Here is a 17,114-nt window from a genome sequence, read left to right as displayed (position 1 = left end):
TCGGGCGGTGTCGTCGGCCTTGCGGGGGTCATCGTCGGGCTCCGGTAGGGGCGGGGAGAGACGGGGCGGGGACGGTGACGAGCCCCGGGTGGGAGCGCAGCGCGGCCAGACCGCGGCGGGCGTGGGTCTTGACCGTGCCGATCGAGCAGTTGAGCACGCTCGCGATCTCCAGCTCGGTCAGATCCTCCCAGTAGCGGAGCACCATGACCGCGCGTTGACGAGCGGTCAGATCCGCTAACGCGGCCAGGAGCGCGGTGCGTTGCTCGACCGCCTCCGCATGACCCGCTGTGGTGTGGCGCAGCGACTCCGGCAGGACGGGCGTCAGGAGATGGACGACCCGCTTCCGGCGGACCCGGCTGAGGTTGTTGTTGATCAGCGCCCGGCGCACGTAGAGGTCGATCTCCCCGCGCGGGACCCGCCGCCACCGCGCGTAGACCTTGGCGAGCGTCGTCTGCACCAGGTCCTCGGCCTCGTGGAAGTCCCCGGTCAGGAGCTGGGCCGTACGCACCAGACGCGGCCAGGCGGCGACGGCGAACTCGGTGAAACCGTCGTCCTCGGAGGTCGCGGCCATCACGGTGGTCCCGGTGATCTCGGTTCTCTCTGCGATCTCTGTGATCTCGCTGGTCCCGGTGGTCCTGGTGGTCCCGGTGGTCCCGGTCGCCCTCGTGGTCCCGGTCGTCTTGGTGACGTCTGCAGCCCCGGTGGTCGCGATCGCCCCTGCAGTCCCGGCGCCCGCCTTGACCTCGGCGACCTCGGTGACCTCGGTGACGGACTCGTGCGGCACGGTGTCGGACCTCGCGATCGGTCGGTGGGCGGTGGCTCGATGGGGCGGTGGGGCGGTGGGGCGGTGGAGCGGTGGGGCGGTGGGGCGGTGGAGCTGGGTGAGGGAGGCGGCGGGGCCCGCCCCGTGCCGGGCCCCGCCACGTTTCCGTCCCGGTCAGCCGCGGCCGGCCGGGAAGTCGAAGCCCGGGAGCTCGGCGAGGAGCCTGCCCGAGCGGTCGTAGAGGGTGACGTCGAGGCTGCTGCCGCCGTTCCCGTTGGTCGGCCCCGTGTGGGCGTACCAGACACCCCAGTCGGGGCGGCCGGGCAGGGCGATGAGGGTGGCGACGGTCTTGTGGCCCTCGTCGTCGCTCAGTTCGACGCGGCCCGCCTTCCGGGTCCCGTAGTAGAGGCCGGAGTGGAAGACGCCCGTCGCGTCGCCCTCGCTCTGGTGGCTGACGCCGGGCTCGGAGCGGTCGATGTTGCCGTCGACGACGCTGCGGAAGTTCTCGTAGCCGTCCGGGCCCGTCCAGTGCTTGCCGTCGCGGGTCAGCCACACGGTGAAGCCCCTGCCGGCGTCCACGCGCTGACCGGGACGGACGGTGCGGACCGGGTTCGGGGCGGGCGCGGCGGCCTTGGCCGGGGTGACCTCGGCGGGCTCGGTCCGGGCCGCGGTTCCGGTCGCGACGGCCGTGGTGGAGGCCTTGGCGGCGGTGGAGGCGGTGGAGGCCTCGGCGGTCTCGGGCGCTCCGACGGCCGACGGTGCCGCGATCGCCACGGCGGCCACGACGCCGGCGGCCGCCAGCCAGTACTTCTTCATGCGGTTGCTCCTGGGATGGGATGCCGGTGGAGGACCGCGTACCTCCGCGCCCCTCTTCCCCTACCAACTCCGCCCGGCCGCATGCCGGATGACAAGCGCGAGAAATTCGTGCGGGACAACTTCCCGCCGCCGAGGGCGGGAACTACCGCGCACGCGCCCGCGTGGACTCCGTCAGGGCCGTCGTGACCTCGTCCAGGGCCTCCAGGAGGAGGACAGCGCCCTTGTGCAGCAGGAAGTGGTCCGGAGCGTCGTCGGACCACGCGTCGACCGTCTCGCGCAGGTCGTCCCAGCCGGGTTCCCTGCGCTCCCGTACGTCCTTGGCGCCCCGTTCCGTCGCCCGCCGCAGGGACTCCGCGAGGGTCGCGGCGGCCGGCACGGGCGGGGCGCCGGGCTCCGGCAGGTGCGCCTCCATGAGCATCGCCACCCGCCCGAACTCCGCGAGCGCGTGGTCGGCCTGTTCGGTCGCCGCGTGCGAGAGGCCCCGGTGCCGCACGGGCTCGTGCGTCGCCCGCTCCACGGCCTCCTGCCAGGCGACACGGGCCGCGCGGGTGTTCAGGAGCGCCTCGCGGACATCAGGGCTTCCGGGCCCGATCGGGTCGGCGTACCGCGCGATGACGACCGCCCCGTACCCGCCGACGGACGCCAGCCAGTCCGCGAGCCGGCCGCGCAGCCGGGGCGTCTCCCAGGCCGGGTAGACGGCGTACGCCAGCATGGCGAGGACCCCGCCGAGCAGGGTCAACGTCACCCGGTCCCGTACGGTCTGGCCGACGCCGACGCCCTCCATGCCGAGCAGGAAGACGACGTACGCGGCGACGAAGACCTGACTGGCGGCATACCCCGTCCGGATGAACAGGTACATCGCGAAGGCGCACACGACCGCGAGCCCGGCCGACAGGTACACGCCCGGGTGGGCCGACTGCACGACCGCCGTCGCCAGGGCCACCCCGACGAGGGTGCCGCCGAACCGCGCCACCGAGCGCGCGTACGTCTGCGAGAAGTCCGGGCGCATCACCATCACCGAGGCCATCGGCGCCCAGTAGCCGTGCCCGAGGGGGAGGACCGTGCCCAGCAGGTAGCCGGCGGCCGTGACCGCCGAGACGCGGATCGCGTGGCGCAGGATCGGCGAGTCCCGGCGCATCTCGGCACGCACCTTCGCCGCGACGATCGGGGTCAGACGGACGAGGGTGGGGCGCTCCCGGGGTATGGCGCCGTGGCCCGAGGTCTCCGTCCTCGGATCGGCCGTGTCGACGACGTCGCCGAGCAGCGCCGTGAGGCGGATGGCGGCGCGGCGGGGCGGGCCGTGCAGGATCGACAGGGTGTCCGGGGCGTGGAGGGTGGCGACGGCGGGTGCCGGGAGGGTGACCGGTTCGCCGTGCCGGATCGCGTGCGCGGCGGCGTCCAGGACGGTGCCCGCCGCCCCGAGCAGCTCCCGCACGCGCGCGCGTGCCGGGCCTTCCTCCGGGACGCCGACGGCCGGGTCGGCGAGGGAGGCGAGAACCGGGCGGATGCGCTCGGCGAGGCCGCGGGCGCCGTGGAGCTCCGCCGGGCGGCGACGGGCCTGGCCGGGTGTCACGGCGGCCGCGCTGCGGGCGGTCATGAGGGGCAGGGGGTCGAACGGTGCGACCGGGTCGTGGCGCAGGCGGCGGGCGTAGTCCGCCTCCGCGGCGAGCGCGTCCGCGAGGGCGTCGCGCTGGGCGCCCCAGGGGCGTACCGGAAGGAGGACGACCAGACCGGCCTGGACGACACCGCCCGCGAAGATCATGGCGGCGTGGCCGGCGGCGGTGGCGACGGAGGTGGGGAGGGTGACGGTCACCAGCATGATCGCCACGTTGGAGGAGGCGATCATTCCGGCGGTGGGCCCCGCGGCCCAGGCGAGGCCCGAGACCAAGGTCCAGAGGATCAGCAGGGCGAGGAAGAGGATCTCCTCGGTACCGACGAGATAGCCGAGGAAGGTCGACACGGCGAGGCTGGCGCCGGAGGCGAGGGCGAGGGTGGGGCGGGGGCGCCAGGAACGCTGGAAGGTCGCGATGGCCGCCTGGAATGCGCCGAAGGCGGAGGAGGCGGCGACGGCGGGGCCGAAGAGCGCGAGCGAGACGCCCATGACGAGGGCGAGCCCGAGGGCGGCGCGGGCGGCGATCACGGGGGCGAGCCGCCGCCGCTCGACGGTGAGCCCGGAGCGGGCGGTCTCCTTCAACGCCCGGAGCCAGCTCATGCCCCGAGCGTATCCGCGACAGGTGCATAACGTCCCATTTCGCCCGCTCATGGGATTCTGTGTGCATGACGTCCGATGTCACGGCCGCCGACTGGGCCGTGCGGCAGGTCGCCTCGGTCCGGGACGACCCCGCCGGGCGGATGGCGCTGATGGAGCGGTGCTACTACGGCCCGTTCGGCAAGGCGCCCCAGCACCTGCCGTTCCGCCGGGCGGCGATGTCGTTCATGCGCTGGCAGCTGCGGCGGGGCGTGCTCCAGCCGGGCTTCGCCGACCGGCCCGGCAGCCCGTGGTGGCGTGCGGTGAACGAGCGCATCCTTCGGGACGGCTGCGAGGCGGTGGGGCTGAGCGGGGGGCTTCCGGGACGGTCCTCGTCCCCTTCGGTCCACCACTGGCTGTCCTTCGTCCACTACCCCACCGCCCGCGCCTGGTACCGGGCGCACAACGGGAGCGTGGTGGCCGGCTACCTCGGCCACCGCGACCTCGCGGAGGCCGAGACCGAGGCCGAACGGTTCTTCATGAACGTCGTCCTCTGCCGCGTGCTCTACTCCCACGCCCTCGTCGCCGCGCCCGGCCTCTCCCTCGGCCCGCTGCGCCCGCTCGCGCCGTTCCTCGGGGACCCGAGGCTGGGCATGGCCGGGGTCTTCCTCCAGCTGTCCCGCGTACTCCCCGACGAGTACCCGCTCCGCGACAGCGTGCGGACCTATCTGCGCGGCGAGGTCGGCTTCGGCCGCCTCGTCGACTTCGGCGTGATCGTGCCACGCCTCCAGCAGCTGTACGAGTGGTCGGCCCACGAACTCGTGGCACCCGGCCTGCTCGACTGCGTCCGCGACGGCTCCCTGGTCTACGCCTGGGCGTACGAGGACCGGAACGTCTGGAAGCCCCCGGAGACGTTCATGGTCCGACTGGCCCACCGGGCACTGCCACCCGAGGGGCGGGCCCGACGGGGGCGCTGACGCGGGCGGCCAGGGAGGGAGGGCGGGCCGGGAGGGCCAAAAGGGGCGGGCTGGCCGGGAGGGGCGGGGCCGGCAGGAGCAGGGGCGGGTCGCCTACGCACCCGCCTCAGAGCCCGCCCTGAGCACCAGCCCTCACCCCCGCCCGCTCAGCCGCGGCCCTCGACCCCGCGCCGCTCCGGTCCGAGACCCGCCCGGTCCGCCGCCGAGGCGCCGTGCGTCCAGCCCTCCTCGTCCCAGGCCGCACGCACGCGCGTGGCGCGGGTCTCCGGGAAGAGTTCGTCCGTGCGGGTGGTGACCGCCAGGTCCCGGGAGGCGAGGGCCGGGAGGAGGGTCGGGGCCTCGGAGGCCACGCGGCGGGACGTCGCCGCGAGACGTGCGCCGAGCCGGTTCGCGTACGCCAGCAGGAACGACTGCCGGAACGACTTCGTGCGCTTCCGGCCCCCGGCCCGCTGCTCCGCCTCCGCTCGCGTCATCGCCGCCGTCCCCTGCACGAGCAGCGACGTGTACAGCAGCTCCACCGGGTCGAGGTCCGCCTCGAAGCCGACCACCGTCGAGAAGGCGTACGTCTCGTTCCACACCGCCCGGCAGTGGTTCGCCGTCGCGACCGCGTCGAGCAGGATCGCCTTCGCCTGCTCGTAGGGCGGCTCCACCCCGATCCGGATCGCCCCCGGCGTCTCCGGCGACGGCGCTCCCGCCGCGAGCGTCGCCTCGTCCAGGCTGTGCCGCGCCATGAGCTCCTGGGCCTTGGCCGTGAGCGCCTCCGCCTCCTCCGGGTACCCCGTCGCCTCCGCCTTCGCGAGCAGCGCCCGGATCCGGGTCAGCATCCGCGGCTCCCCGGCCGTCGCCGGCGGCAGCGCCTCCCCCGGCACCGGTCCGACCGCGTCGAGCCTCGGCAGCCGCACCAGGAGCCGGTACAGCTCCAGGACCGTCGTCGCGTACGAGAAGCGGTCCGTCGGCCGGCCGGGCTCGGCGTCCAGCTCGTCGAGCTGGGCCCGCCAGCGGTGCGGCAGCGTCTCGTAGCGGGCCGTCTCGGTCAGGACCAGGCCGGTCAGGACCAGGAGGTGGGCGTCGGAGAGGTCACGGCGTGCGATGCGGACCAGGTCCGCGGGCTGCCAGCCCCGACCCCACAGGGTCCGCACGAACTCCTCGCCGCGCCGGCCCAGTTCCGTGTCGGCGCCCCGGTCGGCGGCCAGCAGCGACGCCGCCGTGTCGAGGGACCCGTCGTCGCTCGCGTACAGCGCCTCGAAGGCCCTGTCGACCGTGCTGCCGGTACGGCCGTCACTGCCCCTCCCGTTGTCGCCGGTGTTCCCGGTGTTCCCGGTGTTCCCGGTGCTGCCGGTGCTGCCAGTGCTGCCAGTGCTGCCAGTACGGCCGGTGCTGCCGGTGCTGCCGGTGTTCCCGGTGCTGCCGGTCCTGCCGGTCCTGCCGGTCCTGCCGGTGTTGCTCTTGCTCACGCCGTCCTCGTGTCCCAAGCCTCGCGCGACCGGGCGATCACCGAGCGGTGGTCGAGCGACCAGTCGACGAGCTGCTTGATCAGGTGGGTCATGCTGTGCCCGGTCTCCGTCAGCGCGTACTCGACCTGCGGCGGCGTCGTCGGGTACACCGTCCGCGAGACGAGCCCGTCGCGTTCCAGGCGGCGCAGTGTCAGGGTCAGCATCCGCTGCGAGATCCCGGTGACGAGCCGCTGGAGTTCCCTGAACCGCCGCGGTCCCGCGGCGAGTTCGACGACCACGTGCACGGTCCACTTGTCGCCGAGCCGGTCCTGGACGTCCCGGACCCCGCAGTCCTCCGCACAGCTCACCAGGGGTTCGGTGGTTACCTCCGTGTGCCCCTCGGACATCGATGTGCCTCCTTCCGCGATCTTCCCGGTCCCCCCACGATGGTCTCAGCCATCACCTCGTCACCACGGCCCCAGGGGTAACCATGCTGCTCGTCACCGGCGTCTCCGGCGCTCTCGGCTCGCTCGTCGCCGAACGGCTCGCCGGTCGCGAGGACGTCGTCCTCGGTACGCGCGCGGGGCTGCCCGGCACCCGTCGCCTCGACTTCGACACGCCCGAGACGCTGCCGGAGGCCTTCGCCGGGGTGGAGACGCTGCTGCTCGTCTCCGCCGGCTACGGGGAGGACGACACGGTCGTGGCCCGTCACGAGGCAGCGATAGCGGCGGCGGAGGCGGCGGGCGTGCGGCACGTCGTCTACACGAGCCTCTCCGGCGACGGCGACCACCTCACGTACGCGCTCGCCCACCGCTGGACCGAGCGGCGGCTGCGGAGCTCCGCCACCCTCGACTGGACGTTCCTCCGCAACGGCCTCTACGCCGAGTTCCTGACCTGGATCGCCACGCCCGACGCCGAGAACCGGATCACGGGCCCGCTGGGCGAGGGCCGCCTCGCCGCCGTCGCCCGCGCGGACCTCGCCGACATCGCAGTCTCGGTCGCGACGGACCCGTCCGCCCACCGGAACCGGGTGTACGAGCTCGCCGGCGAGCGCGCCCTCGGCGGCGCCGACCTCGCGGAGGCCGTGGGCGCCACGTACGCCCCCGGCACGCTCGCCGACGCCCGCGCCGCGATCGCCGCGTCCGGGGCGGTGCCGTTCCAGGTGCCGATGCTGGCGAGCACGTACTCGGCGATCGCGCACGGCTTCATGGACGGTACGGGGGTGGAGAGCGACCTGCGCACGCTGCTGGGCGGCCGCGAGCCGCTCGACGTGCTGGACGTGTTCGTGAGGGCCGTACGTTCGTGAAGGCCGTACGGGAGGGCTGACCCCGGCGCGGAGGTAGGGCCAGGCATACCCCCTGAACGCCCGCCAGTGGTCGTGATCGGCGGCCGCGAGAACGGTTCGCTTGAGCCATGACTCCGACGCCCTCGCACACCCCGGCGGCCACCCCGGCGGCGACGCCCGCGGCCACCTCCGCCACGGCCTCCGCCGCCACCTCCGCCACGGCCTCCACCGCTGCCGTACGGCTCCGCCGCCTCACCCGTCACCACCGGGACGTCCGCGCGCTCGACGGCGTCGACCTCGACTTCCGCGCCGGGACCTTCACCGCCGTCATGGGCCCCTCGGGCTCCGGAAAGTCCACGCTGCTCCAGTGCGCGGCCGGGCTCGACCGGCCCACCTCCGGTCGGGTGGAGGTCGGCGGGGTCGCCCTCGAAGGGCTGAGCGAGCGGCGGCTGACCCTGCTGCGGCGGGACCGGATCGGGTTCGTCTTCCAGTCCTTCAACCTGCTGCCCGCCCTCACGGCCGCGCAGAACGTCGCCCTGCCCCTCCGGCTGGCCGGCCGCCGTCCGTCCCGTACGGAGGTACGGGAGGCGTTGGCCCGCGTCGGGCTCGCGGGGCGGGAGCGGCACAGGCCGGGCGAGTTGTCGGGCGGACAGCAGCAACGAGTGGCGATCGCACGGGCGTTGATCACGCGTCCGGCCGTTCTCTTCGGCGACGAGCCGACCGGCGCGCTCGACTCGACGACGAGCCGCGAGGTGCTCGACATGCTGCGGGAGCTGGTCGACCGGGACGGCCAGACGATCGTCATGGTCACCCACGACCCGGTGGCGGCGGCCCGCGCGGACCGTGTGGTCTTTCTCGTCGACGGGCACGTGGCGGGCGAGCTTCCGGCCCCGACGGTGGAGACGGTCGCGGCACGGATGACCGCGCTGGAGACGGTCGCGGCACGGATGACCGCGCCGGAGACGGTCGCAGCACGGATGACCGCGCCGGAGACCGTCGAGCCGTCCTTGGAGCCGGGTCAGGCCCGCAGCACCGCCTCCCCCACCGGGAGCGTCCCGTGCTGATCGTCGTCCTCTCCGGCCTCCGTGCCCGCTGGGCCTCCTTCCTCGGCGGGTTCGTCGCCCTCGCGCTCGGCGTGGGGCTGCTCGCCACCATGGGCCTCGGACTGTCCGCGACCTTCCACGCACCGGAGCGTGCGCCTCAGCGGTTCGCCTCCTCGCCCGTCGTGGTGCAGGGTCAGGACCGGCTGACACTGGACGTACGGCGCGGCCCCGGGACCGCGTCCGTGGCGCAGCGACTCGACCGTCCACAGCCTGTGGACAACGAACTGCTCCGCGAGCTGGAGGCCCGGTGGACCGTCACCCGCTCCGACGGTCCCTCCGCCGGCCCCTCCCTCACTCCCTCCGGCGGTCCCGACGCCGTCGGCGTCGACGCCCCCGCCGCCGAGGTCCGGGCCCTCGTCGGCGATCGCGCCCAGGTCCTCACCGGCGACGAACGGCGGCGCGCCGACCCCGGCCACGACCGGGACGCCGAGGCGCTCGTCGGCGTCAACGCCCTCCTCGGCACCTCCGGCGGCGTCACCGCCTTCGTCTCCGTCTTCGTCGTCGCCTCCACCTTCGCCTTCGCCGTGGCCCTGCGCCGCCGCGAGTTCGGGCTGCTCAGGACCGCCGGAGCCACCCCCGGACAGATCCGCCGACTGCTCCTCGCCGAGGCCGCGGCGCTCGGCGTCCTCGCCTCCGCCGCCGGGTGCGCGCTCGGCGCGGCCGGCGCGCCGCTGCTCGCCAGGACCCTCGTCGACGGCGGGCTCGCGCCCGAGTGGTTCACGGTCGGCGGCCCGGCCTGGCCCTTCCACGCAGCGTTCTGGACGGGCGTGACCGTCGCCCTGGGCGGGGCGGTCGCCGCGTCCCGGCGGGCCGGGAAGGTCGGCCCGACGGCGGCGCTCCGCGAGGCGGACGTCGACGCCGACACCCTGCCCCTCGGCCGGGCCCTGCTCGGTACGGGACTGCTCCTGGCCGGCCTGGGGCTCCTCGTCCAGACGTACGTCACGGACCCGTCCGCGCTGCTCAAGCGGAAGACGTACACGACCCTCCCGATGCTCCTGATCACCGGCATCGCCCTGCTCTCCCCGCTCCTGGTCCGGCCGATGGCCCGGCTGCTGAGGCTGCGGGGGGCCGTGGGGACGCTGGTCCGGGAGAACAGCGCCGCCTCGGTCCGCCGTACGGCCGCCGTCGCCGCCCCCGTCCTCGTGACCGTGGCGCTCGCCGGGACGCTCTTCGGCTCGGCGACGAGCGTCACGCACGCGAAGGCGGTCGAAGGGCGCGAGCAGACGACCGCCGAGTACGTGGTGGCCGGCCGGGCCCTGCGGCCGGTGGCGGCGCCCGCCGGGGCCGTGGTCTCCCCCACGGGGCCGACCTCGGTCTTCGTACGGGACGGGGACGCGGCCGTCGTGAAGTACGGGGCGCGGGCGGTCACCGACCCCGCGGCCTTCGCCGAGCTCGCCCGGCTGCCCGTGGTCGCCGGAGATCCACGGGACCTCGACGACCGGTCGATCGTCGTCAACGAGGAGTTCGAGCATCGCCGGGTGGGCGGGACCGTCGAGGTCTGGCGGGCGGACGGGACCGGTCCGGTACGGCTCCGGATCGCGGCCGTCCTCGCCCTCGGGACCGGCGACAACGGCCCGTACGTCACCCGGGCGAACGCCCCCGGCTCCGTCGCCGACCGGATCGACGCCCGCGGCGGCGGTACGGCCACGGTGCGGGCCCTGGAGGCGAGCGGCGGCACCGTCAGGACGGCCGACGCGTGGGCCGACGCCGAGCGCCCGTCGAGCGGCAGCCCGCAGGCGCGGCTCGGCATGGCCCTGGTCCTCGGCATCGCCCTCGTCTACACGGTGATCGGCCTCGCCAACACCCTGCTCATGGCGACCTCCGTACGCGGCGGAGAACTGGCCTCCCTTCGGCTCGCCGGGGCCACCCGGGCCCAGATCCTGCGGGTGGTGACGGGCGAGGCGACCCTCGCCGTGGCGATCGGCACCCTGCTCGGCCTCGCAGTCACCGCGCTGGTCCTCGGCACCCTGGGAGCGGGGCTCGCCGCCCTCTCGGCCCCGATGGCCCTGGCCCTCCCGTGGGCCACGGTGGGCATGGCGGCGGGCGTGTGCGCGGCGGTCGCGATCGCCGCGTCGGCCCTCCCCGCGTGGCGCCTGACGCGCTGAGCGGCGATGGTGGGACGGACGGGGCGGTGACCGGGGTCGGAGCCGGGTCACCGCCCCGTCCACGCCTGCCTCCATCCGGCCCCGGACAGGGATCGGGCCCGGGAACGGGACCAGGTCCGGGACCGGGACCGGGGGCGCCCCCCGTGACGCCCCCGGCCCCGCCCGGCCCCCGACCCGGAACCCGCTCAGGCCCCGCTCGGACCCGCCCCCGTGGACGCGGTCCTCGCCGCCCTCCACTCCGGGGCGAGGACCGACCAGACCTCCTCGTCGTGGCGTCGGCCCCGGTAGGGGTGGCTGCCCCTCAGGACGGCGTCCCTGCTCATGCCGAGGCGGCGGGCCACCGCGATGCTCGGCTCGTTGTCGGAGGAGACCACCCACTCCACCCGGTGGATCCCGCGTACCTCGATCGCCCAGTCGATGAGCGTCCGCGCGGCCCGGGTCACCAGGCCCTTTCCGACGCCCGCCGGCTCCAGCCAGCAGCCCGCCTCGGCCCGGCCGCTCTTCGTGTCCAGCTGCCGGAGGATCACCGCGCCGACGAGGGTGCCGTCGGACCAGATGCCGTGGATGCGGCCCGAGTCGGCGGCCGCCTTCTCCGCGTAGAGCCGGAGGAACGACCGGCTCGACTCCAGGTCGGTGACGACGTCGGGAAGGCCGTTGCGCGCCCCGATGAACTCGCGGCCCCGGTCCATGTGCGCCAGGAACTCCTCCGCCTGCCACGGTTCGAGCGGCCGCAGCTCCGCGCCGTCGTCTCCCAGGGGTGTCGCGTACATCGTCGTCGTCGCCTTCCAGGTCAGGACCGCCCCGCGCGGCGGACGGATCCTCTCACCCGACAGCGGGGTTACGGGACCAGGATCAACTTCCCCCGCACGTGACCCGATTCGCTCAGCTCCTGGGCCCGCGCCGCCTCCTTCAGGGGGAGCGTGTCGGCGAGCCGGACCGCGAGGGTCCCGGCCGCCGCACCGCGCGCGTGCGCGGTGAGTCCGGCCCGTACGGCCTCGGGGTCGCCCAGGACCCCGGAGAACACGATCCCGTACTTCTCCGCGTCCACGTCCGCGATCGTCACGATCCGCTCCTTCTCCGCCTCGACCCCGTCGGGCCCGTTCCCGCCGAGGAGTTCGATCGCGACCGGCAGCACCCCGTGCCCGGCCGCGTCGAAGACCGCGTCGACGCCGTCCGGGGCGGCGGCCCGCACCCGGTCGGCCAGGCCCTCCCCGTACGCCACCGGGATCGCGCCGAGTTCGCGCAGGTAGGCGTGGTTGGACTCGGACGCGCTGCCGATCACGGTGACCCCGGCGGCGACGGCGAGCTGGACGCCCACCGAGCCGACGACCCCGGCCGCACCGTGCAGGAACAGCGTCTCGCCCGCCCGTACGCCGAGCAGGTCGAGGACCCGCTGCGCCGTCTCGCCGGCCACCGGGAGGCTCGCGGCGGCCTCCCAGGACAGCCCGGCCGGCTTCGGCGCGACGATGCCGGCGATCGCGTACTCGGCGTAGGCGCCGGTCTTCGTCCAGCCGAGGACCTCGTCACCGACCGTCAGACCGGTGACGCCCTCGCCCAGCCTGTCGACCGTGCCGGCGAACTCCAGGCCGGGGACGGCGGGGAAGGTCGTCGGGTAGAACTCCTCGACCCAGCCGTATCGGCGCTTCCAGTCCACCGGGTTGACCCCGACGGCCGCCACCTTGACGCGGACCTCGCCGGGGCCGGGCTCCGGTACGGCGACACCCGCCGCGTGACGCAGCACCTCGGGACCGCCGAACTCCTCGTACACGATCGCTTCCATCTCAGCCTCCACAGCCGCCCGTTCACTTCGACGGGTCCCAGCCTGCGGCCGCGACCACCCCTTCCCCGCCCTCCCAACGGCCAGTCACACCTGGTCGAAAGACCGGCCGCCCCCCACCCCTCCCCGCGTACGCTCCCTCGCATGGACGCGCACACGCTGACCACCGCGTACGAGATCATCCGGCAGCCGCTCGGGGAGATCCTCCCCAAGGTCTCGGCCGCCCTGGCGCCGCTCGTCCCGCACGTGGACGCGGCCGAACTCTCCACCCACTGCGCCCACTCCCCCTTCAAGGCCCTCGGCGGTACGGAGCTGCTCACCTCCTCCGAACTGGCCCCGCTGCTCGCGGCCGGCGTGCCCGGGAGCCCGTGGCAGGGGACGGCGACGATCGGCGGCCGGGAGCGCGAGGTCGTGGCCGTCACCAGCCACGCGACCCGGCGCGGGGCGGTGCTCGTGCTCGTACGGGAGGACGGCGGCGTCCCGGCGGGCGAGGCCGAACTCGCCGTGGCGCAGGCCCTGTGGGACCTGGTGTCCGGCCACTTCGACCGGTTCGCGACGGAGGCCATGCCGGGGGCCCTGGCCAGGTCACGGGCGGCGGCCGACACCCGGGCGCGGGTGATCGCGGAGCTGACCGCCACGCACTCCGCGGCCCTCTCCGGGGTCCTCGGGGTGCTGCGCAGCCGGGCCCTGGACGACACGACGGCCCGGGCGACCGCGACCGACCTGGCCGCGTCGGCGCTGATCGAGATGCGGGCGGCGCAACGGCAGGACCGGGCCCTCGCGGAGGAGCCGGCACCGGACGCCTTCGAACGGCTCGCCGCCGAACTCCGGCCGATGCTGCGGCACAGCCAGGTCGGGCTCGACCTGGGCGCGCCCGACTCGGACCGCTCGCTCGCGGCGGACGTGGCGCACAGCGCGCGGGCGATCGTCCGGTCCCTGCTCCTGATCGTGCTCGAACAGCCCTCGGTGCGCCGGATCCACGTCGGCTGGCAGCTGACCGAACACGAGCTGCGGGCCTCGGTACGGGACGACGGCGCGGGCGCGCTGGCCCCGTGCGACCTGGGCGCGGGCACGATCAAGGACCGGCTCGACGTGCTCGGCGGGCGGCTCGACATGGACGCGGTGCCCGGCTGGGGCACGACGATCACGGCGGTGATCCCGCTGGCGGCGCCGGCCGCGCCGGTCGAGGCGGCGCACCCGCTGACCGGCCTCGGCGAGCGGGAGGTGGAGGTCCTGCGGCACCTGGCGCTGGGGCACCGCAACCGGCGGATCGCGGAGGAGCTGCACATCAGCGAGTCGACGGTGAAGTTCCATGTCGCCAACATCCTGAACAAGCTCGGCGTCGACTCCCGGGGAGAGGCGGCGGCCCTGTTCCACGCGGCGGCGTAGCACCTGCGGGGGGACCCAGCGTTGTGGGCAGTCGTTCCGCTGGGGCGGAACAGTTGCCCACGGCCGAGGCGCGGAACGCATGCCCACCACCGAGCGGCGGCGAGGCGCGGCCGGAGCGCACCGGTCCGCCTCACCGGCGCTGTCAGTGCCGGATGCCAGACTCGCACCCATGACCGAGCGGTGGGCACTCGCAGCCGAAGCCGAGGGGGACGGCGCGCTGCTCGTTCCGCTGGGCCCGGACGGCCTGCCCGCCGGAGACGTGCGGCGCGAGCCGGACCTGGTCGCGGCCGTACGGGCCAGGCCCGGGGTCGCCCGCTGGGTGTGGCGGTCGACGGCCGAGGTGTACCCGCGCCTGCTGGCCGGCGGCGTACGGGTCGATCGGTGCTACGACGTGGAGGACGCCGAGCAGCTGCTCCTGGGCCACGAGGGGCGGCTCGGCGAGCCCCGTTCCGCGGCGGCGGCCTGGGCGCGCCTGCGGAACGCCCCGGTGCCGCCCGATCCCCCGCAGCGCGGCGCCGAGCCCGGTTCGCAGGACTCGCTCTTCGAGCCGCGGCCCGTCGTCTCCGTGCCCTTCGACGGGGTCCTCGCGGTCTACGCGGAGCAGCTGCGCCGTCACGACCGGGCGGAGCACCCGGGCAGGATGCGGCTGCTCACGGCCGCCGAGTCAGCGGGGATGCTGGTGGCCGCCGAGATGCACCGGGCGGGCCTCCCGTGGCGGGCGGACGTGCACCGGGACCTGCTGCACGAGCTGCTCGGCGAGCGGTACGCGGGCGGGGGCGAGCCGCGCCGCCTCGCGGAGCTCGCGGACGAGGTGTCGGCGGCCTTCGGGCGCCGGGTCCGGCCTGACCTGCCCGCCGATGTGGTGAAGGCCTTCGCGCAGGCCGGGGTGCGGCTGAGGTCGACCCGCCGCTGGGAGCTCGAGGAGCTCGACCATCCGGCGGTGAAGCCGCTGATCGCGTACAAGAAGCTGTACCGGATCTGGACGGCGCACGGCTGGTCGTGGCTCCAGGACTGGGTGCGGGACGGCCGCTTCCGGCCGGAGTACCTGCCCGGGGGCACGGTCAGCGGCCGCTGGACGACCAACGGTGGCGGGGCCCTGCAGATCCCGAAGGTGATCCGGCGTGCGGTGGTCGCGGACGAGGGCTGGCGTCTGGTCGTCGCCGACGCCGACCAGATGGAGCCGCGGGTGCTCGCCGCGATCTCCCGGGACCCGGGTCTGATGGAGGTCGCGGGGCACCCCGACGACCTCTACACCCGGCTCTCGGACCGGGCCTTCTCCGGCGACCGCGACCACGCCAAGATCGCACTCCTGGGCGCGATCTACGGGCAGACCAGCGGCGACGGCCTGAAGAACCTGGCGGCGCTGCGGCGCCGCTTCCCGCGCGCGGTGGCCTATGTCGACGATGCGGCGAAGGCGGGCGAGGAGGGCCGGCTCGTACGGACCTGGCTGGGCCGGACCAGCCCGCGGGCGGTGGGCTCGGGCGAGGACGAGGAGGCCGGGCTTCCACAGGAGGGCGGAGAACCGGCTGCGGAGGAGGGGGAGTTCACCCCTGGCTACGCCTCCGGGAACGCGCGGGCGCGGGGCCGGTTCACCCGTAACTTCGTGGTGCAGGGCAGCGCGGCCGACTGGGCGCTGCTGATGCTGGCGGCGTTGCGGCGCGCGCTCTCCGGGATGCGGGCGGAGCTGGTGTTCTTCCAGCACGACGAGGTGATCGTGCACTGCCCGGCGGAGGAGGCGGAGGCGGTCACGGCGGCGATCCGGGCGGCGGGGGACGAGGCGGGCCGGATCGCGTTCGGGGACACGCCGGTGCGGTTCCCGTTCACGGTGGCCACGGTGGAGCGGTACGCGGACGCGAAGTAGCCGCGGGGGAAAGCCGGATGGGCCTCGCACGCCTGTGCGGCGCGGGGCCCGTCCGGCGTCGCGGCCAGCCGGATGGGCCTCGCACGCCCGTGCGTGCGGGGCCCGTCCGGCGTCGCGGCCGCTACTTCAGCGGTAGCTTCTGCCACTTCGGGCTCAGTGCGATCGCCTTCAGCTGCTTCATCGTCAGCGCGGGCTCGGCGCGGGTGGCCGCCTCGTGCTGGGTGCCGGCGTTGAAGGCGGACACGACGACCCGGAAGCCCTCCGGGGTGATGGTGTCGGCGGTCCACCAGACGACGCCCTCGCCGCCCTTCTCGCCCGGCTGCTGGGTGAGCTTGACCTTGCGGCCGTCGGGGAGCGTGGTGACGTCCCCGCTGCCGAAGAGGGAGCCGGCCACGTCCGACATGTTCGGCTGGACGTTGATCTGCACGAGGCTCTTGCCCTTGCCGTCGTCGACGACCACGTAGGCGTACCCGGACTGCCCGCCCTTGTTGGCGACCGTGAGGCCCTTGGGCACGAGCGAGGTGAGGGTGTTCATCACGTCGGCGGCGCTCGGCTCGACCGGCGCCAGGGCCGCGTCCCCGGCGCCGGACATGTCCACGTTCTCGGGCAACTGGGCGGCCAGCGGGCCCCAGGCGGGAGCCGTGACGAGCGCCTTGAGCTGGGCGGGGGTGAAGGGCGGGTTCTCACGGCTGACGGGAGCGCCCTTCTCCGCTGCGGCGTTGTACTCGCTCACGTCGACCAGGTAGCCGTCCCGGGTGAGGAGGACCGCACGCCACTGCTTGGTCTCCTCGCGCTTGTCGGGGTACTCGTACCCCTGGAGGATCATGAGCCGGGAGCCGCCCGCCAGGGTCTCCTCCGTGCAGTCGTCGTAGGGGACGGCGACCTCGTCCGGGCAGGCCACCTGGTCCTCGCCCGCCTCGCCGGTGCCCGTGCGGAAGAGGCCGACGCTGACGGCGGCCTTGCCGTTGCCGTCGTCGAAGACGCCGTTGACCGACTGGCCGACTCCGTCGAGGCCGTCGAACTCCCAGGTGCCCGCCGGGGTGTTGGCCTTGAGGGCGGCGGCGAGGTCCTGGACCGGGATCTCCGCCTCGCCCGGCATCTGCTTCCCGGGGACGGGGTCGACGGTGCCGGTCGGCTTGGGCGGGGCCGCCACGGAGGTGGCCGGGGCGTCCGCGGCGGGCGACAGGAGCGCGCCGCCGTACGCGCCGCCGATGCCGACGGCGGCGAGCGCGAGGACGCCGCCGGTCACCGCGAGGCGACGGCGGACCAGGCGGCGCCTGCCGCGCCGCAGCCCGCCCTCGACCAGCTCGCGCCGGTCGTCGGCGGCGAAGCCTTCGCCGGTGCGGCGCAGGATCGCGCCGAGCTCGTCCTCGAACCCTTCGTACTGGGGGCCTTCGTTCTGAGGCATGTCGAATTC

At 74.9% G+C, this 17,114-nt stretch carries 14 protein-coding genes; 6 read left to right on the top strand and 8 right to left on the bottom strand.

Going from position 1 to position 17,114, the window contains the following annotated elements; genetic code table 11:
• Positions 1–28: 28 nt before the first annotated feature.
• The 3 genes from ACZ4XX_RS03410 to ACZ4XX_RS03400 form a co-directional block, all read right to left on the bottom strand.
• On the bottom strand, positions 29–571 hold the full coding sequence (locus tag ACZ4XX_RS03410) for a SigE family RNA polymerase sigma factor (protein WP_468506382.1): 543 nt from the start codon (positions 569–571) through the stop codon (positions 29–31).
• Between the two features lie 366 nt (positions 572–937).
• Positions 938–1,579, bottom strand: a complete 642-nt coding sequence (locus ACZ4XX_RS03405; RefSeq protein ID WP_468506306.1) for a hypothetical protein — start codon at positions 1,577–1,579, stop codon at positions 938–940.
• A 142-nt stretch (positions 1,580–1,721) separates the two neighbouring features.
• On the bottom strand, positions 1,722–3,791 hold the full coding sequence (locus ACZ4XX_RS03400) for an FUSC family protein (RefSeq protein ID WP_468506305.1): 2,070 nt from the start codon (positions 3,789–3,791) through the stop codon (positions 1,722–1,724).
• Between the two features lie 65 nt (positions 3,792–3,856).
• Between ACZ4XX_RS03400 and ACZ4XX_RS03395 the strand changes: the two genes are divergently transcribed.
• The gene (locus tag ACZ4XX_RS03395; protein ID WP_468506304.1) at positions 3,857–4,744 is read left to right on the top strand and encodes a hypothetical protein; all 888 of its coding nucleotides are present in this window, start codon (positions 3,857–3,859) and stop codon (positions 4,742–4,744) included.
• A 146-nt stretch (positions 4,745–4,890) separates the two neighbouring features.
• On the opposite strand, the gene ACZ4XX_RS03390 is transcribed toward ACZ4XX_RS03395, so the two are convergent.
• Together ACZ4XX_RS03390 and ACZ4XX_RS03385 are read right to left on the bottom strand one after the other, a co-directional pair.
• Complete coding sequence (locus tag ACZ4XX_RS03390; protein ID WP_468506381.1) at positions 4,891–5,982, bottom strand: DUF2786 domain-containing protein; 1,092 nt, start codon at positions 5,980–5,982, stop codon at positions 4,891–4,893.
• A 212-nt stretch (positions 5,983–6,194) separates the two neighbouring features.
• Entirely contained in the window at positions 6,195–6,584 is a 390-nt protein-coding gene (locus ACZ4XX_RS03385) for a winged helix-turn-helix transcriptional regulator (RefSeq protein ID WP_030323364.1), read from the bottom strand.
• A gap of 83 nt (positions 6,585–6,667) precedes the next feature.
• On the opposite strand from ACZ4XX_RS03385, the gene ACZ4XX_RS03380 reads away from it, so the two are divergent.
• The 3 genes from ACZ4XX_RS03380 to ACZ4XX_RS03370 all read left to right on the top strand — a co-directional run bounded on the left by ACZ4XX_RS03380 (position 6,668) and on the right by ACZ4XX_RS03370 (position 10,670).
• Positions 6,668–7,483 carry an NAD(P)H-binding protein gene (locus tag ACZ4XX_RS03380; protein WP_468506303.1) on the top strand — a complete coding sequence of 272 codons (816 nt, stop codon included), beginning with the start codon at positions 6,668–6,670 and terminating at the stop codon, positions 7,481–7,483.
• A 308-nt stretch (positions 7,484–7,791) separates the two neighbouring features.
• Complete coding sequence (locus ACZ4XX_RS03375) at positions 7,792–8,526, top strand: ABC transporter ATP-binding protein (RefSeq protein WP_468506380.1); 735 nt, start codon at positions 7,792–7,794, stop codon at positions 8,524–8,526.
• Entirely contained in the window at positions 8,520–10,670 is a 2,151-nt protein-coding gene (locus ACZ4XX_RS03370; protein WP_468506302.1) for an ABC transporter permease, read from the top strand. Before ACZ4XX_RS03375 ends, ACZ4XX_RS03370 begins: the two co-directional genes overlap by 7 nt.
• A gap of 185 nt (positions 10,671–10,855) precedes the next feature.
• On the opposite strand, the gene ACZ4XX_RS03365 is transcribed toward ACZ4XX_RS03370, so the two are convergent.
• Complete coding sequence (locus ACZ4XX_RS03365; protein WP_468506301.1) at positions 10,856–11,440, bottom strand: GNAT family N-acetyltransferase; 585 nt, start codon at positions 11,438–11,440, stop codon at positions 10,856–10,858.
• Between the two features lie 68 nt (positions 11,441–11,508).
• Positions 11,509–12,450 (bottom strand): NADP-dependent oxidoreductase, encoded by a 942-nt coding sequence (locus ACZ4XX_RS03360; RefSeq protein WP_468506300.1) that lies wholly within the window; start codon positions 12,448–12,450, stop codon positions 11,509–11,511.
• A 141-nt stretch (positions 12,451–12,591) separates the two neighbouring features.
• Between ACZ4XX_RS03360 and ACZ4XX_RS03355 the strand changes: the two genes are divergently transcribed.
• Together ACZ4XX_RS03355 and ACZ4XX_RS03350 are read left to right on the top strand one after the other, a co-directional pair.
• Positions 12,592–13,836 carry a helix-turn-helix transcriptional regulator gene (locus ACZ4XX_RS03355; protein WP_468506299.1) on the top strand — a complete coding sequence of 415 codons (1,245 nt, stop codon included), beginning with the start codon at positions 12,592–12,594 and terminating at the stop codon, positions 13,834–13,836.
• 169 nt (positions 13,837–14,005) lie between these two features.
• The gene (locus ACZ4XX_RS03350) at positions 14,006–15,697 is read left to right on the top strand and encodes a bifunctional 3'-5' exonuclease/DNA polymerase (protein WP_468506298.1); all 1,692 of its coding nucleotides are present in this window, start codon (positions 14,006–14,008) and stop codon (positions 15,695–15,697) included.
• A gap of 121 nt (positions 15,698–15,818) precedes the next feature.
• Here ACZ4XX_RS03350 and ACZ4XX_RS03345 read toward each other — a convergent pair whose 3' ends face one another.
• Positions 15,819–17,105, bottom strand: coding sequence for a hypothetical protein (locus tag ACZ4XX_RS03345; RefSeq protein ID WP_468506297.1), 1,287 nt, complete (start codon positions 17,103–17,105; stop codon positions 15,819–15,821).
• Positions 17,106–17,114 lie beyond the last annotated feature (9 nt).

Source organism: Streptomyces sp. NPDC029956, assembly GCF_055574655.1.
Note: the sequence above shows the minus strand (reverse complement) of the source record. Positions and strands in the feature narration are given on the sequence as shown.